Here is a 23,639-nt window from a genome sequence, read left to right on the forward strand (position 1 = left end):
ACGAGCGTACCGGCCCGGCGCACCGGACGGACTGGAGGCGCGGTGCCAGCCGGCACCGAGCCTCCTGTCCCGCAGGCCGTCACGATCAGGGCTGCGATCCGCCCTCGGACGCCGACCAGACGCGGACCCAGTCGATCTCGAGGTTGCCCGGTGCTCCGTGGTCGCCGATCTGGAACATGTACCGGTGGGCCGTCGTCGGGACGTACTGCGTGTCCGCGAAGACGAGCGCACCGTCGACGTAGTACTCGACCGACTTCCCGGGGACCCACACGGTCGTGTACGTGTGCCACTTCCGCCAGGTCGCCGTGGTGTGCAGACCGTTGGCGCGTCGTTCCAGGCCGGGGACCATCGCGTGGCTGAACGCGCCGACGGTGCCCTGGAACGTGCCTTCCGGGAAGTCGAGTTCGCCCTCCGACCACACGTTCGACGTCGGCCACAGCATGAAGGCGGCACCGTTGCCGTCGCCACCGCTGGCCCGGGCACGGACGCTGAAGGTCCCGCCGACGTGCGACCAGGCGCCCTCGCGGGTGCCGAAGGTGCCGGCCGCGCCGCGGGTGCCGTCCATCGCGACGTCCATCACACCGTCGTGCGCGCTGATCACGTCACCTGACCAGTACTTGCCGCTCATGCCGTCCGGGTACGGCTGCCAGGCGTCCGCGTAGGTCGCGGCGAAGGGGCCGCCCGCGGCTGCCGGGGTGTCGAAGTCCTCGGAGAACGACGGCGCCGTGGTGGGTGCGGCCAGCGTCCGGCTCGACGTGGGGTGCGACACGGACGGGGAGGGCGACGGCAGCCCGTCGACCGTGGGGCGGGCGTCGGCGGTGGTGACCGATCCCAGGGTCACGCCGGCGGCGACGACCGCGGCCGTCACGAGCAGGAAGCGCGAGGTCCGCAGGGGTCGTCGGGGCGCCCGTCGCGTCGGTGCGGTGGGGCGGTCGTCGTCGTCGTCGTCGACGACGATGTCGTGTGCATCCTGCATGGTGACTGGTTCGCTTCCCGAGAGCGCAACCGGGTCCCTGATTCGAGCCGGCGTCGTCCCTCGGAACCTGTCTAACCGTCCACGCGGACTCCCACGAGGTCCCCGCACCCCGGTGGCGGGATCGATGCGGGCTCCCGCGTGCGATGCGTGTTCCCGCGACGGGTGTCAGGCGGGTGCGCTGTCGGTGCATGCCCCGACCTCAGGCGAGACCGTCCGGTCGGGCGTCAGGCGGGGGCGTCACCCGACGTCACCAGGTCACGGACGACCCCGGGCAGCGTCTCGATCAGTGCCGTCATCGTGAAGGGCCCCCCGCCCGACGCACGACGAGCCGCCGTCCCGTGCACGACCGCAGCCGCGGCGGCGAGGTGCGCGAGGTCGGCCGGCGTCGGCTGTCCCCGGCCGGCCCGCGTGGCGACCAGCGCTCCGAGCACCCCACCGAGCACGTCCCCGGCCCCGGCCGCGGCCAGCCACGGGGTCGCGGAGGACGCGACGAGCCGCACCGCACCGTCGGGGGTCACGACGTGGGTCCGCTCGCCCTTGAGCAGCACGACGCTGCCCGTCTGCTCCGCTGCCCGGAGCGCCGAGCCCTCGGGGTCGTCCTCGACGCGCTCGCGGTCGACGCCGAGCACGCCGGCGAGCTCCCCCGCGTGCGGTGTCAGGACCGCGAGCGGACCAAGGTCGACGAGCGGGATCGCACCCGCGTCGACGACCACGGGCACGCCGTCGTCCGAGGCGTGCCGGAAGGCGTCGGCGGTGCTGTCCGCCAGCTCGTCGAGCGACTGCGCCGAGATGCCCGACCCGACCAGCCAGGCCTGGACCCGACCGACCCCGGACACCACCTCGGGTCGACGGGCGAGGACGAAGTCCGTCGCGCGGTCGGGTCCGACGTACCGGACCATGCCGACGCCGGTGTGGACTGCGGCGTCCACCCCCATGACCGCAGCGCCCGGGTAGCGGTCCGACCCCGTCGCCACCCCGAGGACTCCCCGACGGTACTTCGTCGACTCGCCGACGGGCGCGGTCGCCCAGGCGGCGGCATCGGACACGGAGAAGGGCACGAAGTCGTTCATCGACCCCACGTTACGGTGGAGCGCATGAGCCTGTCCCTGCCCGGTCGTGTCGTCGTCTTCGACTACGGCGAGGTGATCAGCCGCACGCCGGTCGCCGCCCGCGAGGCCCTGGTGCGGGCGACCGGGCTCAGCGCGGACGAGCTCTTCCCCGTCTACCAGGAGCTGCGCCACGACCTGGACCGCGGCGACCTGTCGGTGCTGGAGTACTGGCGCGCGATCGGGGCCCGGACCGGCCGCAGCTGGAGCGTCAGCGAGGTCCACCGGCTCTGGGCGCTCGACTACACCGGCTGGTTCGAGGTGGACCCCGACGTCCTCGACCTGGTCGAGGAGCTGCACGACGCCGGCACCCGGCTCGCGCTGCTGTCGAACGCCGGCTTCGACTTCGGCGACCCGTACCGGCGGTCGCCGATGGGCTCGCTGTTCGAGACCGTCGTCGTCAGCGCCGAGGAGCACGTCCTGAAGCCCGACCCGTCCATCTACCGCGTCACGTGCGACCGGCTGGGAATCACGCCGTCGCAGATGGTGTTCGTGGACAACAGGGCCGAGAACGCCGCCGGCGCGGAAGCGATCGGGGCGGTCGGCCTCCACCACACGTCGCCCGACCTGCTCCGGACCGCCCTGGAGGAGCTGGCGGCGGCCGCACCCCACGAAGGAGCCACCGCGTGACGCACGCCCTGTTCGACCCGATCACCGTCCGTGACCTGACCGTCCGCAACCGCATCTGGGTCAGCCCGATGTGCCAGTACTCTGCCGAGCGGCAGGACGGCGTCCCGACGCCGTGGCACCTGGTGCACCTGGGTGGGTTCGCCAAGGGCGGCGCCGGAGCCGTCGTCGTCGAGGCGACCGGCGTCGTGCCCGAGGGCCGGATCAGCCCGCAGGACCTCGGCCTGTGGAACGACGAGCAGCGCGACGCGTTCCGGCCGATCGTCGACTTCATCCACTCCCAGGGCGCCGCGGCCGGAGTCCAGCTCGCACACGCCGGGCGCAAGGCGTCGACGTACCGCCCCTGGTCGTCGACGCAGGGCTCGGTCCCGGTCGAGGACGGCGGCTGGACCACCGTCGCCCCGTCCGCCGTCGCATTCGACGGGTACGCCGAACCCCGCGAGCTCACGACCGAGGACATCCGCCTCGTCGCCCTCGGCTTCGCGGCAGCGGCACGCCGCGCGATCGAGGCCGGCTTCGACCTGGTCGAGATCCACGCGGCGCACGGGTACCTGCTGCACCAGTTCCTCTCACCGCTGAGCAACCACCGCACCGACGACTTCGGCGGGTCCCTCGAACACCGCGCACAGGCCCTGCTCGACGTGGTCGACGCCGTCCGTGCCGAGGTCGGCGAGGGCTTCCCCGTGGTCGTCCGCTTCTCGGCCACCGACTGGACCGAGGGCGGGCTGACGCTCGACGAGGTCGTCCAGGTCGCGCGCTGGGCCGGCGAGCACGGCGCCGACCTCGCCGACGTCTCGACGGGCGGCAACGTGGCGAGCGCGCCGATCCCGGTCGGCCCCGGCTACCAGGTCCCGTTCGCCGCGGCGGTCAAGCGCGAGGCGGGCATCGGCACGATCGCCGTCGGCATGATCTCGGAGGCCTTCCAGGCGGAGCAGATCGTGGCGACCGGGCAGGCCGACGTCGTGATGGTCGGCCGCGAGTTCCTGCGTGACCCGGGGTTCCCCCTCCGTGCCGCCCGCGAGCTCAACGTCGCGATCGACTACGAGCCCCAGCAGTACCATCGAGCATCCGTCACGAAGCAGGGCTGATTCCCGGAGTTCCGGGGAAGCCCTGCGGTACGATCGTGAGCACTGTGGACGATCCTCCGAATCCTTCTTCGCCTCACTCATCCGCCGCTCACTCGGTGAGCTGCTCTGACTCACTGCGCCTGCACCCCGACGGGTGGTGGACCCGGTGAGCCCCATCGACATCGTCATGCTCGTCGGTGGCATCCTCCTGACCCTCGGCACCGGCGTGTTCGTCGCGTCCGAGTTCTCGCTCGTCAACCTCGACCGCGCCGACGTCGAGGCACGCCGCGACCGTGGTGAGGCCGGTCTCGCGCCGGTCATCAGCGCGCTCAAGGTCACCTCGACGCACCTGTCGAGCGCCCAGCTCGGCATCACGCTCACGACGCTGCTGACCGGCTACCTGCTCGAACCGTCGATCGCGACGCTGCTCGAGGCACCGTTCCTGGCGCTCGACCTCCCCGAGGCCGTCGTCGAGACGGTCGGCTCGATCGTGGCGCTGGTCATCGCGACCCTGCTGTCGATGATCCTCGGCGAGCTGGTGCCGAAGAACTTCGCGCTCGCGCTGCCCCTGCAGACCGCCCGGCTCGTCGTGCCGCTGCAGATCGCGTTCACGACGGTCTTCAAGCCCGCGGTCGCGGTGCTCAACGGCACCGCCAACGGCGTGCTGCGCAGCATCGGCATCGAACCGCAAGAAGAACTGAGCGGTGCACGCAGCGCCGAGGAGCTCACCTCGCTGCTCCGACGCTCGGCGTCCGAGGGCTCGCTCGAACAGGACACCGCGACGCTCCTGCAGCGCACGCTGTCCTTCTCCGAGCTCGACGCGAGCGACGTGATGACCCCGCGGCCGCGGCTGTCGACGATCCGCGTGTCCGAGTCGGCCGAGGACGTCATCGCCCTGGCCCGACGCACCGGCTTCAGCCGCTTCCCCGTCATCGAGGAGGACGCGGACGACGTCGTCGGCATCGTGCACGTCAAGCAGGCCGTCGCCGTCCCCCGCGAGAAGCGGCCCGAGGTGCCCGTCGGTGCGCTGATGACCGACGCCGAGCGTGTCCCCGAGACCATGCCCGGCGACACCCTGCTCACCGAGGTCCGCGGCCGCGGTTACCAGATGGTCATCGTGGTCGACGAGTACGGCGGCACCGCCGGTGTCGTGACGCTCGAGGACCTGATCGAGGAGATCGTCGGCGAGGTCTCCGACGAGCACGACCGCGCTCGCATCGACGTGGTCCGCTCCCGCAACTGGCTGACGTTCCCCGGGCTGCTCCGTCCCGACGAGCTCGAGGACCGCGCCGGGGTGACCGTTCCCGAGGACGGACCCTACGAGACCGTCGGCGGGTTCATCATGTCGACCCTCGGCCGGCTGCCGGTCGTCGGTGACGAGGTCCCGCTCGAGGACGGCGTCTTCCGCGTCGAACGCCTGGACGGCCGCCGCGTCGACCGCATCCGCTGGACCCCGACCCCGACCGACACCCCCGCGGACGGCATCGCCATCCCGGACACGAAGCACCACACCAAGAAGAAGGAGGCCGCCCGATGAGTTCGGATTGGTGGGGGATCTTCTGGCTGTTCGTGCTGCTGGCGGGCAACGCCTTCTTCGTCGCGGCCGAGTTCGCGGTCATCTCCGCGCGTCGCTCGCAGATCGAGCCACGCGCCGAACAGGGCTCCCGCGCCGCGCAGATGACCCTGTGGGCGATGGAGCACGCCACCCGCATGCTCGCGACCACGCAGCTCGGCATCACCGTGTGCTCGCTGCTGATCCTCAACGTCTCCGAGCCGGCGATCCACCACCTGCTCGAGGGCCCGCTGCACCTGACCGGGTGGAGCGTCGAGGTCATCGGCATCGTCGCGTTCGTCGTCACGCTGCTGCTCGTGTCGTTCCTGCACGTGGTCTTCGGCGAGATGGTGCCGAAGAACATCTCGTTCTCGATGCCGGACCGGGCCGCCCTGCTGCTGGTCCCGACGCTCTGGTACATCGGCCACGGCCTGCACTGGGTCGTCGTCGGGCTGAACGAGGTCGCGAACGGGGTGCTCCGCCTGTTCAAGGTCGAGCCGAAGGACGAGGCCGTCAGCGCCTTCACGGTCGAAGAGGTACAGACGATCGTCGAGCAGTCCCGGCGCGAGGGCACGCTCTCCGACGACGGCGGCACGCTCAAGATGGCGTTCGAGTTCACCGAGAAGAAGGTCGCCGACGTCGCGGTGCCGATGTCCGAGCTGGTCACGCTGCCCGACGTCGCCACGCCCGGTGACGTCGAGCGGGCCGTCGCCCAGCGCGGCTTCTCGCGGTACGTGCTCGTCGGCGACCAGGGCGACCCCACCGGCTACGTGCACGTCAAGGACGTCATCGACCTGCGCCCGGACGAGTACGACGACCCGGTGCCGCCCAAGCGCATCCGTCAGCTCATCTCGCTGTACACCGGGATGGACCTCGAGGACGCGCTCGCCACCATGCGCGCGGCCGGCCGCCACGTGGCCCGGGCGTTCGACGCGGACGGGCGCACGACGGGCGTGCTGTTCCTCGAGGACATCCTCGAGGAACTGGTCGGCACCGTCGAGGACGCGACCCGACGCCGGTAGACGCACCAGACAGACGGACGGGAGGCTCCCCACCAGCTGGTGGGGAGCCTCCTGTCCGTCTGTGGTCAGCTACCAGCTGACCGGAAGCGGTTTGCCCTCTTCGTACCCGGCGGCGGACTGGATGCCGACCAGCGCGCGCTCGGAGAACTCGGCCAGGCTGGTCGCGCCGGCGTAGGTGGCCGAGCTGCGGACGCCGGTCGTGATCATGTCGAGCAGGTCCTCGACGCTCGGGCGCTCCGGGTCGAGGTAGATGGTCGAGGACGAGATGCCCTCGGCGAAGAGCGCCTTGCGTGCGCGCTCGTACGGGTCGAGACGCTCGAAGCGTTCGCGCACCGCCTTGGCGCTCGCCATGCCCCAGCTCTCATTGTAGGCCTTGCCCGCCGTGTCGCGGCGCAGGACCCCGGGCGCCTCGAGGGTGCCGGCGAACCACGAACCGATCATCACGGCGCTGGCGCCGGCAGCCAGGGCGAGCGCGACGTCGCGGGGGTAGCGCACGCCGCCGTCGGCCCAGACGTGCGCGCCGAGCGACCGTGCGGCCGCAGCGGTCTCGAGCACGGCGGAGAACTGCGGGCGCCCGACGGCGGTCATCATGCGGGTGGTGCACATTGCGCCGGGGCCGACGCCGACCTTGATGATGGACGCCCCGGCCTCGACCAGGTGTGCGACGGCATCGGCGGTGACCACGTTGCCCGCGACGAGCGGGATGCCGAGGTCGAGGGAGGCGACGGTCCGGAGCGCGCGGAGCATGCCCTCCTGGTGCCCGTGTGCCGTGTCGAGGACGAGCACGTCCACCCCGGCGGCAGCCAGGGCCGACGCCTTGGCGGCGACGTCGCCGTTGATGCCGATCGCGGCGGCGACCCGCAGCCGACCGGAGGCGTCGACGGCGGGCGTGTAGATGTCGGAGCGGATGGCGCTGGTCGGGCTGGTGGTGCCGACGACCCGGCCGTGCCGGGTGACCGGCGCGAAGTCGACCCCGGCCGCCGTGAGCACGTCGTAGACGTGGCGGGGGGTACCGGCGTCCTCGGCGTCGATCGCGGTCGAGGCGCCGTGCAGCAGGTCGCGGAGCGTCGCGTCGGGGCCAGCGGTGCCGAGTCGTGTCGCCGGGACGCAACCCAGGTACTCCCCCGCGGCGTCGCGCACGACGACCCCCCGCCCGGCGACCGGCAGGAGCTGCTCGAGGGTCTCGGCCACAGTGGTGTCCGCGCCCATCTCGATGGCCGTGTCGAAGTCGACGGGCTGGTCCTTGACCCAGCGGATCGCCGCGTCGAGGTCCTGCAGGTGCATGTCCTGCGGGAGCACCCCGAGGCCGCCACGACGGGCGAGGGTGGCAGCGAGCCGAGGGCCCGTCACGGAGTTCATGTTCGCGCTGACGATCGGCACGGTGACGCCGGACCCGTCGTTCGCGGCGAGGTCCACGTCGAAGCGGCTCGTCACCGCCGAACGGCTGGGGACGAGGAAGACGTCGGAGTAGGTCAGGTCGTGGGTCGGCCGCGTCTCGTAGAACCTCATGCCGCCCACCGTACTGCGGGACGACATGCCCTCGCCGCTGACACCGGACGGACATGTGGGAACGGCTACGCTTGACGTCGTGCGGGGCAGGGTTGCGCCGCACGACACACACGAGCATCAATCGACGGAGAGTGGGCGATCGGCTGTGTCGAGCCATCTGACCGGAACTGACGAGACCGCGGGCGAATTCGGGGCGAACGAGTGGCTCGTGGACGAGCTCTACGAGCAGTTCCTCGCGGACAAGAACTCCGTGGACGAGTCGTGGTGGCCCGTGCTCGAGAGCTACCACCAGTCCGGCAAGGGGTCCGCGGCTGCCGCTCCGGCACCCACCCCGGCGGCGTCCGCTCCTGCCGCTGCCACGTCCGCTGCTGACACGCCCGCCGCTCCGGCGCCCGCTGCCCCGACGGGCGACGGCAAGGGCGGACCGATCCAGGCCCGCACCACCTCGAAGCAGCCGTCGCCGCAGCCCATCCCCGCCGAGGCGAACGACACCGCCGACGACCACGAGGAGACCCACGAAGACGTGGCGACCCCGTTGCGCGGCATGGCGAAGACCCTGGCGTCGAACATGGACGCCTCGCTGACGGTCCCCACCGCCACCAGCGTGCGCACGATCCCCGCCAAGCTGATGATCGACAACCGCATCGTCATCAACAACCACCTGCGCCGTGCCCGCGGCGGCAAGATCTCGTTCACGCACCTGATCGGGTGGGCGATGGTGCAGGCGCTCAAGGACTTCCCGAGCCAGAACGTCTTCTACGAGGAGCGCGACGGCAAGCCCTTCGTCGTGCAGCCCGCGCACGTCGGCCTGGGCATCGCCATCGACGTCCCGAAGAAGGACGGCACCCGCTCGCTCCTGGTCCCCAGCATCAAGCGCGCCGAGTCGCTGACGTTCGGCCAGTTCCTGTCCGCGTACGAGGACCTGGTCAAGCGCGCCCGCGACAACAAGCTGACCCCGGCGGACTTCCAGGGCACGACGATCTCGCTGACGAACCCCGGCGGCATCGGCACCGTGCACTCGGTCCCACGCCTGACCAAGGGCCAGGGCGCGATCATCGGCGCCGGCGCACTCGAGTACCCCGCACAGTTCCAGGGCTCTGCGGCCAAGACCCTGGTCGAGCTCGGCATCGGCAAGACGATCACCCTCACCAGCACCTACGACCACCGCGTCATCCAGGGCGCCGGGTCCGGCGAGTACCTCAAGAAGGTGCACGAGCGGCTCATCGGCGAGCACGGCTTCTACGAGGGCATCTTCTCGGCCCTCCGGATCCCGTACAAGCCGATCCAGTGGGCGAACGACATCAACGTCGACCTGGCGCACCGTGTCAACAAGACCGCGCGCGTGCAGGAGCTCATCAACAGCTTCCGCGTCCGTGGGCACCTGATGGCCGACATCGACCCGCTCGAGTACCGCCAGCGCACGCACCCCGACCTCGAGATCGAGAGCCACGGGCTGACCTTCTGGGACCTCGACCGCGAGTTCGTCACGGGTGGTCTCGCCGGCACCACGAACGCCCCGCTCCGCGACGTCCTCGGCGTCCTGCGCGACGCGTACTGCCGCACCGTCGGCATCGAGTACATGCACATCCAGGACCCGGAGCAGCGTCGCTGGTTCCAGTCCCACATCGAGGTCCCCTACTCGAAGCCGTCGAAGGACGAGCAGCTGCGAGTCCTCGGCAAGCTCAACGAGGCCGAGGCGTTCGAGACCTTCCTGCAGACCAAGTACGTCGGCCAGAAGCGCTTCTCGCTCGAGGGCGGCGAGTCCACCATCGCGTTCCTCGACACGCTCATCCAGCACGCCGCCGTCGCCGGGCTCGACGAGGTCGCGATCGGCATGGCGCACCGCGGACGGCTCAACGTGCTGACCAACATCGCCGGCAAGACCTACGGCCAGATCTTCCGCGAGTTCGAGGGCACCACGCTCCCCGGCTCCGTGTCGGGCCAGGGCTCGGGCGACGTGAAGTACCACGTCGGCACCGAGGGCGTCTTCCGCGCGTCGGACGGCACCACCATCCCGATCACCATCGCGGCGAACCCCTCGCACCTCGAGGCCGTGGACGGGGTCCTCGAGGGCATCGTCCGCGCCAAGCAGGACCGCGGCCCCGCGGGCGTCTTCGGCGTCCTGCCGGTGCTGGTCCACGGCGACGCGGCGATGGCCGGCCAGGGCGTGGTCGTCGAGACGCTGCAGATGTCGCAGCTCCGCGGCTACCGCACCGGCGGCACGGTGCACCTCGTCATCAACAACCAGGTCGGGTTCACCACGCCGCCGGACTCGGCGCGCACGTCGGTGTACTCCACGGACGTCGCCAAGACGATCCAGGCGCCGATCCTGCACGTCAACGGGGACGACCCCGAGGCCGTGGCCCGCGTCGCCGACCTGGCGTTCGCGTACCGGCAGGAGTTCCACCGCGACGTCGTCATCGACCTCGTCTGCTACCGCCGCCGCGGCCACAACGAGGGCGACGACCCCTCGATGACGCAGCCGCTGATGTACAACCTCATCGAGGCCAAGCGCTCTGTCCGCACCCTCTTCACCGAGGCGCTCGTCGGCCGTGGCGACATCACGCAGGACGAGTACGACCAGGCGCACCGCGACTTCCAGGACCGCCTCGAACGGGCCTTCGCCGAGACGCACGAGGCGCAGACGGGCACGATCCCGGTCATCGAGGTCGACGACGACGGCGCGGTCCATGGTCTCGAACGCCCCGCGGCCCAGCGCGACGACTCCGAGAACCAGGTCCGTGAGACCGCGATCTCGCAGGAGCTCGTCGAGCGGATCGGCGACGCACACGGCAACCCGCCCGCCGGGTTCCAGGTGCACCCGAAGCTGCAGTCCCTGCTCACCAAGCGCACCGACATGACCCGCAAGGGCGGTGTCGACTGGGCGATGGCCGAGCTCATGGCGATCGGGTCCCTCCTGACCGAGGGCAAGCCGGTCCGGCTCGCCGGTCAGGACGCCCGCCGTGGCACGTTCGTGCAGCGCCAAGCGGTGTTCCACGACCGGGAGAACGGGCAGGAGTGGCTGCCGCTGTCGAACCTGACCGAGGACCAGGCCCGCTTCTACATCTACGACACCCTGCTCAGCGAGTACGCGGCGATGGCGTTCGAGTACGGCTACTCGGTCGAGCGTCCCGACGCGCTCGTGCTCTGGGAGGCCCAGTTCGGCGACTTCGCGAACGGCGCGCAAACCGTCATCGACGAGTTCATCTCCTCGGCAGAGCAGAAGTGGGGACAGCGCTCCGGGCTGGTCCTGCTGCTGCCGCACGGGTACGAGGGACAGGGACCGGACCACTCGTCCGCCCGCATCGAGCGCTACCTGCAGCTCTGCGCCGAGGACAACATGGTGGTGGCGCGCCCGTCGACCCCGGCGTCGTACTTCCACCTGCTGCGTCGTCAGGCGTGGGAGCGCCCGCAGAAGCCGCTGATCGTGTTCAGCCCGAAGGCCATGCTGCGGCTGCGCCAGGCGACCAGCGCGGTCGAGGACTTCACGAGCGGCACGTTCGAGCCGGTGATCGACGACGTCAAGGTCACCGACCGCGATGCCGTGCGCCGCGTGGTGCTGCACTCCGGCAAGGTGCACCACGACCTGCGCGCCGAGGCCGACAAGCACGAGCGCACCGACGTCGCCCTGGTGCGCCTCGAGCAGCTCGCCCCGCTCCCCCTCGAACGCATCCTGCAGGTCCTCGGGAGCTACCCGAACGCCGACGTCGTCTGGGCGCAGGAAGAGCCGGAGAACCAGGGCGCCTGGCCGTTCGTGTGCATGAACCTGTCGCCGCACCTCGATGGTCGCCCGCTGTCGGTCGCCTCACGACCGGCCAGCGCCGCGCCGGCGACCGGGTCGTCGAAGCGCTCGGCAGCCGAGGCGTCCGAGGTCATCACCACGGCGCTCGGCTAGCAGCGACGACGCCGGTGTGCGCTACGCGATCCTCGTGTAGCGCACACCGGCGTCGTGGTACCCGCGCTTCTGGTAGAACCGGTGCGCGCTGTCGGTCGCAGCGGCGCTGACGGCGGACAGCTGTCGCGCGCCCTGTTCGGCCGCCCACTCCTCGAAGGTCCCGAGCAGCGCCGAACCCGTGCCCGACCGACGGACCGCCGGGTCGACCACCAGGAGCAGCAGCTGCGCGGTGGGCTCGTCCGACGCGTACGCCCAGGTGACCTGGGCGCCGGCGACCGCGACCGCGCGACCGTCGTCGCCACGGACCAACCACGTGTGGTGGCCGGCCTCGGGCGTCAGGCGTTCCAGACGTTCCCGCATCGCGGCGTCGTCGGCGGTGTGGCCGAGGGAGCGGACGAGGGCGGCGACGTCGGCGACGTCCGGGTCGGACCAGCTGGTGATCGACTCGACGGAGAGGGTCATGCTCGCGACCCTACCCGGAGCCGGTGCCGCGTCCCGCCGTCAGTGCGTGGACTGCTCGGCGCGGATCCGGGTCAGGATCTCGGTGCGGAGCTGGTCGGGAGCTGTCTCTCGGCAGGCACGCTTGACGGTCTCCATCAGCACGACGCCCACGCGGTGCTCGGTCTCGCAGTCCGGGCAGTCCGCCATGTGCTCACGGATGTCCGCCGCGTCCTCGCGGCAGAGCTCGTCGTGCAGGAACTCCTCGAGCTCCGCCTTCGCCTTGGAGCAGTCGCAGCCGCTCATCGCGTACCCTTCCCGTTCGTGCGGCTCGTCGCCGCAGATGTCCCTCGGCCTCGTCCGCGCATCGTCGCCGTCGACGCTGCATCCGGGACGACCCCGGTCTCTCGTGCGTGGTCGGCCAGGAGCCCCCGGAGGAGCCGGCGTCCACGGTGGAGGCGGCTCATGACCGTCCCCACGGGGGTCTTCATGATGTCGGCGATCTCCTGGTACGAGAACCCCTCGACGTCGGCGAAGTACACCGCCATCCGGAAGTCCTCGGGGATCGCCTGCAGCGCGTCCTTGACCGCGGACGACGGCAGGTGGTCGATCGCGTCGGCCTCGGCGGACCGCGCGGAGATCGACTGCGTGACGCTCTCGGCGCCGCCCAGCTGCCAGTCCTCGAGCTCGTCGATGGTGCCCTGGTACGGGTTCCGCTGGTTCTTGCGGTACGTGTTGATGAACGTGTTCGTCAGGATCCGGTAGAGCCAGGCCTTGAGGTTCGTGCCCTGTCGGAACTGCCGGAACGCGGCGAACGCCTTGACGAAGGTCTCCTGTACCAGGTCGGACGCGTCGGCGGGGTTGCGGGTCATCCGCATCGCCGCACCGTACAGCTGGTCCATGAAGGGCAGCGCCTGGTCCTCGAACAGCCCGCGGAGCTCATCGGCGGACACGGTCGTCGCGTCCACGACGTCGGCGTCGGCCTCGAGCGCCGCCGCTTCCTCGGAGACGGCGTCGAGCTGTTCCTCGGTCGCGTCGACCAGGTCGTGCGGTGTTGCCTGCGGCTCGTCGGTGGTCATCGCGGGCCAGTCTAGAGCGAGGGCGGCCACCACAGGAGGCAGGTGCGTCCGTGCGGCGGGCAGGTGCGGCCGCGCCGGTGCGAGTGCTGTCGCCATGGGTCCTCCCGATCGTTTCAGTAGTCTTGTGAACCGATGGCAGACACGACGCATTCCCAGAGCGGGACCGGCACCGCCGGACCCTGGATCGCCCCCGTCGCGACGGGGCCGCTGCACGGCGACGTGTCCCTGCCCGGCTCGAAGTCACTGACGAACCGCGAGCTCGTCCTCGCCGCCCTGGCCGACGGGCCGTCGACCATCCACCTGCCGCTGTACTCACGGGACTCGGCGCTGATGATCGAGGCCCTGCGCGCGCTCGGCGTCGGCATCGACGCGGTGGCCCCGGCCGACGGCGCCCCGGCGAACCCCTACGGCCCCGACCTCCGGGTCACCCCGGCGCCGATGCACGGCGACGTGCGCATCGACTGCGGACTCGCGGGCACCGTGATGCGCTTCCTGCCCCCGCTCGCAGCCCTGGCGACGGGCCCGGTCGTCGTCGACGGCGACGAGGCCGCCCGCCGCCGGCCCATGCGCCCCGTCATCGACGCGCTCGTCGCGCTCGGCGTCGAGGTCACCGACGACGGCGACGGCGCCCTGCCCTTCGCGTTCACCGGCACCGGCTCGGTCCGCGGCGGCGCGCTCACGATCGACGCGTCGGCCTCGTCGCAGTTCGTCTCCGGCCTGCTGCTCTCGGCGCCGCGGTTCGACGAGGGCCTGCACCTCACCCACGCCGGCGACCGACTGCCGAGCATCCCGCACATCGACATGACCGTCGCCGCACTCCGTGCCCGCGGCGTCCGGGTGGACCAGCCCGCGGTCGGCGAGTGGGTCGTGCACCCGGGCCCCATCGAGGCGCGCGACGTCACCATCGAACCGGACCTGTCCAACGCGGCGCCCTTCGCGATCGCCGCCCTCGTGGCGGGCGGGACCGTCCGCATCCGCACCTGGCCGACCGACACCACGCAGGTCGGCGCCGACCTCGAGACCCTCCTGCCCCTGTGGGGCGCGACCGTGGCCCGTGAGGGCGACGACCTGGTGTTCGACGGCGGCCCCGGGATCCGGGGTGGGGCCTCCTGTCCGGGTCTGGACCTCGACCTGACCCGCGGTGGCGAGCTGGCACCCGCGCTGGTCGCCCTGGCGGCCCTGGCCGACGGCCCGACGACGATCACGGGGATCGGCCACCTGCGGGGCCACGAGACGGACCGGCTCGCCGCACTGGCGGCGGACGTGACCCGGGCCGGAGGCTCCGTGCAGGTGCTCGACGACGGCCTGCGGATCGAGCCCGCCGCGCTGCACGGCGCGGACTGGGCCGCGTACGAGGACCACCGGATGGCGACCGCCGGCGCGGTCGTCGGCCTGGTCACGCCGGGCATCGCCGTCGACGACATCGGCTCGACGGCGAAGACGCTGCCGCAGTTCCCGTCGCTGTGGGCGGACCTGGTCGCGACCGCGGGACCGGGGGCCTGAGACCGTGAGCTGGTGGGACGACGTCGACGATGACGCAGACCAGGACGAGCCGTACGGACAGTACGACGAGTCGAGCGTCCGGGTCCGGCCCAACCCGAAGGGCAACCGGCCACGCACCAAGGTCCGACCGACCTACCAGGACGCCCCGACCGGCTGGGTGACGAACGTCGACCGTGGGCGCTTCGGCGTGCTCGTCGGCGACCAGCTGATCACGGCGACGAAGGCCCGTGAGCTCGGCAAGAAGTCCGTCGTCACCGGGGACACCGTCTTCCTGGCCGGCGACGTGTCCGGCGCGGAGGGCTCGCTCGCGCGCATCGTCCGCGTGCAGGAGCGCACCACGCTGCTGCGCCGGAGCGCCGACGACAGCGACGACGTCGAGCGCGTGATCGTGGCGAACGCGACGCAGATGCTCGTCGTCGTGGCCGCGGCCGACCCGGAGCCCCGCACCCGGCTGATCGACCGCTACCTGGTGGCGGCGTTCGACGCGGGACTCGACCCGGTCCTCTGCATCACGAAGACCGACCTCGCCGACCCGACCGACTTCCTGGCGCACTTCGCGTGCCTCGACCTGCGGATCGTGACCAGCCGGTCGGACTCCTTCCCGCTGGACGCCCTGCACGAGGTCCTCGACGGGCAGGTCACCGTGACCGTGGGGCACTCGGGTGTCGGCAAGTCGACGCTCGTGAACGCGCTGACGGGGTCGACGCGCGCCGTCGGGGTGGTCAACTCGGTGACCGGGCGGGGGCGGCACACGTCGTCGTCCTCGATCGCGCTGCAGGTCACGGGCGGCGGCTGGATCATCGACACCCCGGGCGTCCGGTCGTTCGGGCTCGGCCACGTCGACCCCGCGAACGTCTTCCGGGCGTTCGCGTCCCACGCCATCCCGGTCCCGTCGTCGGTGTCGGGCATCCCGGACACCGGCATCCCGCTCGACCAGGCGCACGACTGGGAGATCGTCGACCGGGTGCAGGCCGGGGAGCTCGGGGCGACGGGCATCGAGCGGCTCGACTCGTTCCGTGCGCTGCTGACGGGCATGGGCGCGCACGACCCCGGGACCGAGTAGCCCGGGCGCGGCCGCGGCGTGCTGCGCGGCGGCGGGCGCGGCCGTGCCGTGCCGTGCCGCGGGGGTTGTCCTGCGTCGGCCCCGACGCCGAGGTCGCACAACACGCCGCTCAGTTGCGTCGATGTCGCGCAAAGTGCCGCCCCGGAGCTCCGGCACCGGCGGCACGAGCGACCTCGGCGGGGCGCAGGCGGCGCGTCGTGCGATCTCGGCAACCGACATCGAGGTCGCACAACTCGCCGCTCAGTTGCGCCGAGGTGTCGCGTTCCACACGTGCGCGGCCTCGAGATCCCACAATTGTGCGATCTCGGCGCGGGCGGCGAGGTGGGACGGGCTCGGGCGGCGGTTGTCCGGTGGTCGCCCGCGGTGGTACCGTTGCCCTTCGTGTCTGAAGTTGCAAAGTACAACTTTGCGCCGACCCGCGTCGACGCTCCCGTCTCCCCCGCCCGCGCCGACGTCGCCGCGTCCCAGCACCGAGGCCACGCCGCGCCCCGGCCGCCCCACCGCTCCCCGAACGCCCTGCGCCCCGCCGGCCTCGGGCGCTCGCTGCTGTCCTTCGCGACGCACGTCCTCGTCCCGCTGTTCCTGGCGGCCGGGATGGGTCTGGCGTACCTCGGCGCCTTCCACGCCCCAGCGCCGAAGGACCTGCCCGTCGGCATCGTCGGCCAGGGTGCGACCACGCAGGTGTTCGCCCAGACCGTGACCGACCAGTCCGACGGGGCCCTCGTCGCCCACGTGGTGCCGGACGCCGCGAGCGCGGAGCGTCAGGTCCGCGACCGTGACCTGGCCGCGGTGTACGCACCGACGTCGACGAGTGCGACCCTCTACGTCTCGACCGCTGCCAGCGAGACGACCGCCACCGCAGCACAGAAGGTGTTCCTGCCGATCGCGTACGGACAGCACCTGCCGTTCACCGTGGTCGACGTCGTGCCGACGGGCGAGCAGGACACCACCGGCCAGGGGCTGTTCTTCCTGCTCGTGGCCCTGAGCGTCGGCGGGTACGCGTCGGCGATCGCCGTCGCCGCCTTCGCGACCCGGCTCGGCGCCGTCTGGACCGCGGTCGTCGGCCTCGGCACCGCTGCGGTCGTCGCCGGCATCGGCGTCCTCGTGGCAGGTCCGGTGTACGGGGTCATCACGACCCACCAGTGGCAGGTGTTCCTGTTCGCGTGGATGTACGACGCGGTCATCGTCGGCCTGGGCATCGGGCTGCACCCGCTGCTCGGGCGCTGGACCACCCCGGTGCTGACCATGCTGTTCGTGATGCTCAACTTCACGTCCTCGGGCGGCATCTTCCAACCGGCGTTCCAGCCCGGGTTCTTCGCCGCGCTCAACACGTTCTGGAGCGGGGCGGCGTGGTTGCAGGTCGCCCAGGACCTGCAGTACTTCCCCGACGCATCGCTCGGACGGAGCTCGCTCGTGCTGAGCCTGTGGCTCGTCGCCGCCGTCGTGCTCTGCCTCGTGGTGCACGGCCTGGTCGCCCGACGTACCCGGATCGCCCGCGAGCGCGAGGTCAGCCGTCTCGAGGAGGAAGAGGTCGTCGCCGCGTAGCGCCCGCCGCTACGCTCGACCCGTGGACCTCCGCGCCGACCTGGACTTCGCCCGCTCCCTCGCCGACACCGCCGACGCGATCAGCCTCGAGCGGTTCCGCGCCGCCGACCTCCGCGTCTCGCGGAAGGCCGACAGCACCCACGTCACGGACGCCGACCAGGCGGTCGAGGGAGCACTCCGCGCGCGCATCACGGCCGAGCGTCCCGACGACGCGTTCCTGGGCGAGGAGACCACCGCGGACTCCGGCGCCGAGGCCGCCAGCGAAGGCCACCGCCAGTGGGTCGTCGACCCGATCGACGGCACGGCGAACTACCTCCGCGGCGTGCCGGTCTGGGCCACCCTCATCGCACTCGCCGTCGACGGGCGCCCGGTGCTCGGCGTGGTCAGTGCGCCGGCCCTCGGCAAGCGCTGGTGGGCAGCCGAGGGCGAGGGTGCGCACTCCCTCGACGGCGAACTGCACGTGTCGACCGTCGCCGAACTCGGCGAAGCGAGCCTCAGCTACAACAGCATCCAGCAGTGGGACGACGACGACCGTCTCCAGCCGCTCATCGACCTCTCGCGCAGGGTCTGGCGGACGCGCGCGTACGGCGACATGTGGTCGTACATGATGGTGGCCGAGGGCGTCCTCGACGTCGCGGGCGAGCCCGACCTCAAGCCGTGGGACATGGCGGCCCTCGTGCCGATCGTCGAGGAGGCCGGCGGACGCTTCACCTCGCTCGACGGCGATCCCGGCCCCTGGCACGGCAGCGCCCTCGCCACGAACGGCCTGGTGCACGACGCCGTGGTCGACGTCATCCGTCGCTGAGACCCCGGAGCGTCGCGGAGCGCTCCAACCAGGATCCGGTCGACGTACCCCGTGGCTTTACCTCAATGCACACGCATGAGCATCGCTGACCCCCCACCAGGGGGGTCGACACCCCCCGTACTGGGGTGACCATCCGTCACATCCGAGTGCGTGGTCCGGCTCAATGTCCCTCGACCTGGGTTATCGTCGACCGCAGACGACAGGTCAGGTGCCGTCTCGGGATCCCTAGTCCCGGGAGCAGCGCAGACTCCGTCGTGTTCGTCAAGAACCCAACCCGAAGGGTGATACGACGATGAATTCATCGTTCCCGAGCGGAACCGAGTGCACCCTCACTCGGCCGCATGCCAACCACGATCAGCCCGGCGCCACCCTGATGGCCGCCACACGTCCGAGCTCCGCCGCGGTCACCCGCCGCGCGCCTGCCCGGTCCGCCTCCGTGCGCCCCGCCTCCCCGTTCGCATCCGGGCCCGGAGGCCGGTGAGTCCGCATGGAACTCACCGGTCGACGTTCTGAGGTCGACCGGATCGCGACCCTCGCCGTACTCCCTCGGGAGTCCGCGATGGTCGTCGTCGGCGACCCTGGCTCCGGACGCTCGAGCGTCCTCGACGCGGTCTCGCACCGCGTCTCCATCCCCGTCGTCCGACTCGGCGTCAACGGTGCAGAAGCACGTTGGCCCATGTCGGGCGTCACCTCCCTGTTCACCGCTCTCGACGACCCCCGGGCCTCGGCGCACATCGCGCGGCTCGTCCGGAACGTCGACGAGGGCCTTGCCGCAGCGCACGACTTCCTGGACGCCGTGCACGCGCTGACGCTCCCGCCGACGCTCGTGCTCATCGACGACCTGGACCGCATGGACGCCGAGAGCCAGGAGCTCGTCGCGTTCCTGGCGGGTCGGCTCGCCGGCACCGCGCTGCGTCTCGTGGCCACGGTCCGCCGTGTGCCGCTCGACGGTCCGCTCGCGTCCCTCCCGATCCTGCGGCTCACGCCGCTGCCGTCGGACGAGGCACTCGTGCTGGCCCGCGACATGGCGCCCGAAGAGGCGAACGACGGCGTGCTCGCCGTCCTCGCCGAGGAGACGGGCGGCAACCCCGGTGCGCTCCGCGAGCAGATCGGCGGCCTCCGTCGTGAGCAGCTCGTGGGCACTGAGCCGCTCGTGCTGCCGCTGCGCCCCACACCGACGACCACCGCTGCTGCGGAGCTCGTCCTCGAAGCCGCTGCAGGACGGGATCTGGATGTCCTGCAGCGCCTGGCACTCGTCCCAACGGCGCGCGTCGCCGCCTGGGACCGGGACGCCATCGACGACCTGGTCGGGGCCGGTCTCGCGACCGTCCGCGGGCAGTCGATCGGGGTCAAGGACCCGCTCGTCCGGTCGTACCTGTACTGGAGCACGCCAGCGAAGGACCGCCGCGAGGCGCACGCCGAGCTGGCGGTCGCCGCTGCAGCCCACGACGACCGATCGGCCGTGTGGCACACGAGCTTCGTCGACGACGTCCCCGACGCCGTCGCGCTGCTCGACGCCGGTCGCTCCTACGCCCGCGACGGCGATGCCCGCGCCGCGGTCGCCCTGACCGAACGTGCCCTGCACGTGGGGACGGGGTCCGAGGAGGAGCACATCGCCCTGCTCGGGGTGACCGAGGTCCTGCTCGCGCACCGGCTGCTCGGCTACGGGCAGCGGTACCTCGCGGCGATCAAGCCGTTCGTGGAGCTGTCGGACGAGGTCCGCCGACTCCGGCTGCAGTACTCGGTGCAGTACCTCAGCGGGGACGCCGTGCACGCCGACGAGCTCATGGTGCCCGTCGACACCGCCGACCCCGCCGAGGCAGACGCCTTCACCGGGCTGCTGGCGATGGTCGCGTCCTTCCGTGCCGAGGCGTGGGAGCTCGACCAGGCCCGCGACCTGCTGCACCGGGCCGAGACCTTCGAGGAGCACGCCTCCGCGCACACCGCGGAGATCCTCGCGACGTCACGGGAGCTCGTGGCCGCGGTCGACGGCACCCTGCCGCCAGACGCGGAGCTGCACGACGGTCTGGCCGCGCAGCAGTTGCTCGCCATGAGCGACCCCGCCCTGCTCCTGCTGTCGCACGCGCTCAGCCTCGCCGAGCGCTACCGCAGCGCACGCCGGGTCTTCGCGCTGGTCCTGGCACGCGCCAAGGACACGCAGCCCGTGTGGATCGAGGCCGCCCGCTACCTGTCCGCCGAGAACGAGGTGCGCTCCGGGAACTACCGGCAGGCGCTCCGCGCGATCGACGTGTGGGAATCCGGCTCGGCCGCCACGGAACGACTCCGTGAGCCGTCCCGGGCGATCGCCGTCGCATGGCGGCACTTCGCCGAGGGACGCACCGCGGACGCGCTCGACGTCGTCGACCACTGCCTGCGGCAGCGCTCGACGAACCGGCTGTGGGGAGCGACGGCGAAGCTGTACGCCCTCCGCGGGCGGGTCCTGCTGCTCGACGGCCGTCTCGACGAGGCCGCGTCCTCGCTCGAGGCCGCCGACGCGATCGGCCGGAGCCTGCGGAACCCCGCGGTCCTGCGGCACCTCGGCGACCTGGTCGAGGCGTACGTCCGGCTCGACCGGGTCGAGGACGCGCGGAACACCACCGCGCGTCTCGCCGCCGACCACCACGCCCGTCCGTCCCGCTGGGGCGCGCTGGTGCTGGCGCGGAGCCTCGCGCTCATCGCCGACGACACCACGAGGGACACCTCGCGGCGTCGTGCGCTGGAGCTCTTCCAGCCGGCGGACTCGCAGTTCGAACGGGCACGGACCTTCGCGGCACTCGCCGCGATCGGCAACCCGGCCGACCGGGCCCGGCTCGGCGCAGCGGCCGCGGCCGCCTACGAGGCAGCGGGGCTCCGGCGTCCGCTCGTCACGCCGGCGCCGACGGTCGCGATGCCGTCCCTCGGTGGGACGACGGGCGTCGCGGGTCCGTTCGCCGGCGGTGTGCGCTCCGGCGCGGTGCTGTCCGCGTCGACCCCGATGACCCCGGGCACACCCCGGAGTGCTCCCGACGCCGCCGCGGTGCTCACCTCGCTCACGGCGGAGGAGCGCGCGGTCGTGCAGAAGGTGACCGAGGGGTACCGCAACCGCGAGATCGCCTCGTCGCTGTACATGTCGCAGCGGACCGTGGAACTGCGGCTGACGCAGATCTACCGGAAGGTCGGTGCGCGATCGCGCTCCCACCTGGTCGCGCTGCTCACGTGACCTGACGGTCCGTTCCGCATGACGGGAGGCCCGGTGCCAGCTGGCACCGGGCCTCCTTGCCGTCTGTCCGGGCGTTGCGCGACTCCGCACGCCCCCGCACGGAGTCGCACCCTGCGCGCGGGGAACCGCAACAAGCGTCGCCCGACGTTGTCGGTCCGGTCCGGTTGCGGAGATGCTTCTGGTGCACCGACCGCCGCGCCTCCTCGGAGGCCAGCCCACGGTACCCCGATCGGTACCCGAACCATCGGCCCACGAACGCCGGCGTCCGTCCTCGCCTGATCCGAGGACGGGCGTCGGTCTCGGCCGGTGCCCCCGATCGCGTGGCTGACCCGAGCGGCGGTCGGTGCCGCCCCGCTCTCCCGCAGCCTCCCCCGAAGGGAAACCCGATGTGCGGCATCATCGCGGCCCGTGTCTCCGACGACGCGACCCCCTACCTGCTCGACGGACTCGAACGACTCGAGTACCGCGGCTACGACTCCGCCGGCATCGCCGTCCGGACCGCTTCCGGCAGCACCGAGGTCATCCGGTCCGTGTCGCGTGTGGGTGACCTCCGGACGCTCGTCGCAGCGCGGTCCGGGGACGCCCTGACCGGCACCGGCATCGGCCACACCCGGTGGGCCACCCACGGCGGCGTCTGCGAGCGGAACGCCCACCCCCACCAGGACTGCTCCGGCCGGATCAGCGTCGTGCACAACGGGATCATCGAGAACGCCGGTCCGCTGCGCGCGATGCTCGAGGCCCAGGGCCACCGCTTCGTGTCCGACGTCGACTCCGAGGTCGTCACGCACCTCGTCGAGCGGGCGCTCGTCGTCGACCAGGACCTGATGCTCGCGGTGCAGATCGCCACCGCACAGCTCGAGGGTTCCTGGGCGCTCGTCGTGCTCGACGCCCGGACCAACCGCATGGTCGTCGCCGCTGACCGCTCCCCCCTGGTCGTCGCCCGCGCTCCGCGTGGGGACTTCGTCGCCAGCGACATCGGGGCGATCGCCGAGTGGTGTGAGACCTTCGTGGCGCTCCGCGACGGCGACGTCGTCGAGCTCGGTGAGTCGTGGAACTGGTCCTCGAACGGCGTGGCGGTGCCGGTTCCCTTCCCGACGCCGTCGCCGTTCGCCGCCGCGGCCCTCGACCTCGGCGACCACCCCGACTTCATGGCGAAGGAGATCGAGGAGCAGCCCGGCGTCGTCGCCGAGATCGTCGAGCGCATCGCCGCGCGGGCGGCCGACGGCAGCATGTGGGTCGGCCTCGGACTCCCCGGCTTCGACCGGCTCGCGATCGTCGCCTGCGGCACGTCGCTGAACGCCGGGCAGGTCATCGCCACCGCGCTCCGCGGCATCGGCGGGATCCCGACCGACATCGTCGTCGCCAGCGAGGCGGACCAGGCGGTCCTCGGCTCCGGCACCCTCGTGGTCGCCATCAGCCAGTCCGGCGAGACCGCGGACGTCCTGCGGGCACTCGACCGCTTCGAGGACCGCTTCCCCGTCCTCGCCCTGACGAACAACGTCCACTCCTCGCTCGCCCGCCGGGCCGACGCGGTGCTCGACTGCCAGGCCGGCCCGGAGATCGGCGTCGCCGCGACGAAGACCTTCACCGCGCAGGTCGTCGTCGGGGTCGCTGCGATGGTCTCCGCACTCGTCGCCTCGGGACGGATCGACCGCGACCGGGCCCGCGAACTCGTCGCCGGCCTCCGCGAGCTGCCGGCTCGGATCACGACGGCCGGACAGGTCGCCGCGGACCGGATCCCGCTGCTCGTGTCGAGCGTCCGCGAGGCCACGGGCTTCCTGTTCCTCGGCCGCGGCGTCGGGCTGCCCTACGCCGCGGAGGGCGCCCTCAAGCTCAAGGAGCTCAGCTACCGGTGGGCCGAGGCCTACCCGGCCGGCGAACTCAAGCACGGACCACTGGCGCTCGTCGACGAGGGCACCCCGGTCGTCGTCATCGACCACGGTGAGCACCGCCTGCAGGCCGCGATCGCCGAGGTGCGGGCCCGCGGCGGCTTCGTGATCACGATCGGCGGACCCGGGTCGGACATCCCGGCGCTCGGGCCGACCGGGCCGTGGGGACCGCTCGAGGCCGTCGTGCCGCTGCAGATGCTCGCCCGCGAACTCGCGCTGCAGCTGGGCTGCGACGTCGACAAGCCGAGGAACCTCGCGAAGTCGGTGACGGTCGAATAGCCGGTCACTCGCGCAACAACCGCCTGACGGTGTTCCTCATCGTCCTCACCGCGGTCGCCGTGGCCGTGACGCTCGTCGTCCTGCT

17 protein-coding genes are annotated in these 23,639 nt (G+C 71.9%); 11 read left to right on the plus strand and 6 right to left on the minus strand.

The genetic code is table 11. From position 1 onward, the window contains the following. Positions 1-85: 85 nt before the first annotated feature. Both DEJ13_RS10555 and DEJ13_RS10560 read right to left on the minus strand, forming a co-directional pair. Positions 86-976: a glycoside hydrolase family 16 protein gene (locus DEJ13_RS10555; RefSeq protein WP_111107177.1), complete on the minus strand. Its 891-nt coding sequence runs from the start codon at positions 974-976 to the stop codon at positions 86-88. A 224-nt stretch (positions 977-1,200) separates the two neighbouring features. Beyond that, the gene (locus DEJ13_RS10560) at positions 1,201-2,046 is read right to left on the minus strand and encodes an ADP-dependent NAD(P)H-hydrate dehydratase (RefSeq protein WP_111107176.1); all 846 of its coding nucleotides are present in this window, start codon (positions 2,044-2,046) and stop codon (positions 1,201-1,203) included. 24 nt (positions 2,047-2,070) lie between these two features. Between DEJ13_RS10560 and DEJ13_RS10565 the strand changes: the two genes are divergently transcribed. The 4 genes from DEJ13_RS10565 (at position 2,071) to DEJ13_RS10580 (ending at position 6,350) form a co-directional block, all read left to right on the plus strand. Then, positions 2,071-2,712, plus strand: coding sequence for an HAD family hydrolase (locus DEJ13_RS10565; protein ID WP_146245254.1), 642 nt, complete (start codon positions 2,071-2,073; stop codon positions 2,710-2,712). Then, complete coding sequence (locus tag DEJ13_RS10570) at positions 2,709-3,797, plus strand: NADH:flavin oxidoreductase/NADH oxidase (protein ID WP_111107174.1); 1,089 nt, start codon at positions 2,709-2,711, stop codon at positions 3,795-3,797. The genes DEJ13_RS10565 and DEJ13_RS10570 overlap by 4 nt, the downstream gene beginning before the upstream one ends. 166 nt (positions 3,798-3,963) lie before the next feature. Next, complete coding sequence (locus tag DEJ13_RS10575) at positions 3,964-5,313, plus strand: hemolysin family protein (protein ID WP_056126139.1); 1,350 nt, start codon at positions 3,964-3,966, stop codon at positions 5,311-5,313. Then, positions 5,310-6,350, plus strand: coding sequence for a hemolysin family protein (locus DEJ13_RS10580; RefSeq protein WP_056125946.1), 1,041 nt, complete (start codon positions 5,310-5,312; stop codon positions 6,348-6,350). The genes DEJ13_RS10575 and DEJ13_RS10580 overlap by 4 nt, the downstream gene beginning before the upstream one ends. A 69-nt stretch (positions 6,351-6,419) precedes the next feature. On the opposite strand, the gene guaB1 is transcribed toward DEJ13_RS10580, so the two are convergent. Then, the gene (gene guaB1, locus DEJ13_RS10585) at positions 6,420-7,859 is read right to left on the minus strand and encodes a GMP reductase (RefSeq protein WP_111107173.1); all 1,440 of its coding nucleotides are present in this window, start codon (positions 7,857-7,859) and stop codon (positions 6,420-6,422) included. 145 nt (positions 7,860-8,004) lie between these two features. Between guaB1 and DEJ13_RS10590 the strand changes: the two genes are divergently transcribed. Continuing rightward, on the plus strand, positions 8,005-11,754 hold the full coding sequence (locus DEJ13_RS10590; protein WP_181437055.1) for a multifunctional oxoglutarate decarboxylase/oxoglutarate dehydrogenase thiamine pyrophosphate-binding subunit/dihydrolipoyllysine-residue succinyltransferase subunit: 3,750 nt from the start codon (positions 8,005-8,007) through the stop codon (positions 11,752-11,754). 21 nt (positions 11,755-11,775) lie between these two features. Here DEJ13_RS10590 and DEJ13_RS10595 read toward each other — a convergent pair whose 3' ends face one another. Genes DEJ13_RS10595 through DEJ13_RS10605 form a run of 3 tightly spaced genes read right to left on the minus strand, consistent with a single transcriptional unit; the run spans position 11,776 to position 13,367 of the window. Then, entirely contained in the window at positions 11,776-12,216 is a 441-nt protein-coding gene (locus DEJ13_RS10595; protein WP_056125952.1) for a GNAT family N-acetyltransferase, read from the minus strand. Positions 12,217-12,255: 39 nt separating this feature from the next. After that, a complete protein-coding gene (locus tag DEJ13_RS10600; RefSeq protein ID WP_056125954.1) occupies positions 12,256-12,498 on the minus strand; it encodes a zf-HC2 domain-containing protein in 243 nt (80 codons plus the stop codon). Next, entirely contained in the window at positions 12,495-13,367 is an 873-nt protein-coding gene (locus DEJ13_RS10605) for a sigma-70 family RNA polymerase sigma factor (protein WP_502868693.1), read from the minus strand. The genes DEJ13_RS10600 and DEJ13_RS10605 overlap by 4 nt, the downstream gene beginning before the upstream one ends. A 36-nt stretch (positions 13,368-13,403) precedes the next feature. On the opposite strand from DEJ13_RS10605, the gene aroA reads away from it, so the two are divergent. The 6 genes from aroA to glmS all read left to right on the plus strand — a co-directional run bounded on the left by aroA (position 13,404) and on the right by glmS (position 23,554). After that, positions 13,404-14,774 carry a 3-phosphoshikimate 1-carboxyvinyltransferase gene (aroA, locus tag DEJ13_RS10610; protein ID WP_111107172.1) on the plus strand — a complete coding sequence of 457 codons (1,371 nt, stop codon included), beginning with the start codon at positions 13,404-13,406 and terminating at the stop codon, positions 14,772-14,774. 4 nt (positions 14,775-14,778) lie between these two features. Next, positions 14,779-15,837: a ribosome small subunit-dependent GTPase A gene (gene rsgA, locus DEJ13_RS10615; protein WP_056125960.1), complete on the plus strand. Its 1,059-nt coding sequence runs from the start codon at positions 14,779-14,781 to the stop codon at positions 15,835-15,837. Positions 15,838-16,218: 381 nt separating this feature from the next. Further along, positions 16,219-17,382 carry an ABC-2 transporter permease gene (locus DEJ13_RS10620; RefSeq protein ID WP_111107171.1) on the plus strand — a complete coding sequence of 388 codons (1,164 nt, stop codon included), beginning with the start codon at positions 16,219-16,221 and terminating at the stop codon, positions 17,380-17,382. A 22-nt stretch (positions 17,383-17,404) separates the two neighbouring features. Then, entirely contained in the window at positions 17,405-18,187 is a 783-nt protein-coding gene (locus DEJ13_RS10625; protein WP_111107170.1) for an inositol monophosphatase family protein, read from the plus strand. A 487-nt stretch (positions 18,188-18,674) separates the two neighbouring features. Continuing rightward, positions 18,675-21,386 (plus strand): helix-turn-helix transcriptional regulator, encoded by a 2,712-nt coding sequence (locus DEJ13_RS10630; protein ID WP_111107169.1) that lies wholly within the window; start codon positions 18,675-18,677, stop codon positions 21,384-21,386. A gap of 386 nt (positions 21,387-21,772) precedes the next feature. Beyond that, entirely contained in the window at positions 21,773-23,554 is a 1,782-nt protein-coding gene (gene glmS, locus DEJ13_RS10635) for a glutamine--fructose-6-phosphate transaminase (isomerizing) (RefSeq protein ID WP_111107168.1), read from the plus strand. The last annotated feature ends 85 nt before the right edge of the window (positions 23,555-23,639 follow it).

The organism is Curtobacterium sp. MCLR17_007, assembly GCF_003234655.2.
Classification (GTDB): domain Bacteria; phylum Actinomycetota; class Actinomycetes; order Actinomycetales; family Microbacteriaceae; genus Curtobacterium.

What these genes read in the sequence shown, in the direction of transcription:
- DEJ13_RS10555 (WP_111107177.1), bottom strand. Translation starts at nt 976, where the DNA reads ATGCAGGATGCACACGACATCGTCGTCGACGACGACGACGACGACCGC.
- DEJ13_RS10560 (WP_111107176.1), bottom strand. Translation starts at nt 2,046, where the DNA reads ATGAACGACTTCGTGCCCTTCTCCGTGTCCGATGCCGCCGCCTGGGCG.
- DEJ13_RS10565 (WP_146245254.1), top strand. Translation starts at nt 2,071, where the DNA reads ATGAGCCTGTCCCTGCCCGGTCGTGTCGTCGTCTTCGACTACGGCGAG.
- DEJ13_RS10575 (WP_056126139.1), top strand. Translation starts at nt 3,964, where the DNA reads ATGCTCGTCGGTGGCATCCTCCTGACCCTCGGCACCGGCGTGTTCGTC.
- DEJ13_RS10580 (WP_056125946.1), top strand. Translation starts at nt 5,310, where the DNA reads ATGAGTTCGGATTGGTGGGGGATCTTCTGGCTGTTCGTGCTGCTGGCG.
- guaB1 (WP_111107173.1), bottom strand. Translation starts at nt 7,859, where the DNA reads ATGAGGTTCTACGAGACGCGGCCGACCCACGACCTGACCTACTCCGAC.
- DEJ13_RS10595 (WP_056125952.1), bottom strand. Translation starts at nt 12,216, where the DNA reads ATGACCCTCTCCGTCGAGTCGATCACCAGCTGGTCCGACCCGGACGTC.
- DEJ13_RS10600 (WP_056125954.1), bottom strand. Translation starts at nt 12,498, where the DNA reads ATGAGCGGCTGCGACTGCTCCAAGGCGAAGGCGGAGCTCGAGGAGTTC.
- DEJ13_RS10605 (WP_502868693.1), bottom strand. Translation starts at nt 13,367, where the DNA reads ATGGCGACAGCACTCGCACCGGCGCGGCCGCACCTGCCCGCCGCACGG.
- aroA (WP_111107172.1), top strand. Translation starts at nt 13,404, where the DNA reads ATGGCAGACACGACGCATTCCCAGAGCGGGACCGGCACCGCCGGACCC.
- DEJ13_RS10630 (WP_111107169.1), top strand. Translation starts at nt 18,675, where the DNA reads ATGGAACTCACCGGTCGACGTTCTGAGGTCGACCGGATCGCGACCCTC.
- glmS (WP_111107168.1), top strand. Translation starts at nt 21,773, where the DNA reads ATGTGCGGCATCATCGCGGCCCGTGTCTCCGACGACGCGACCCCCTAC.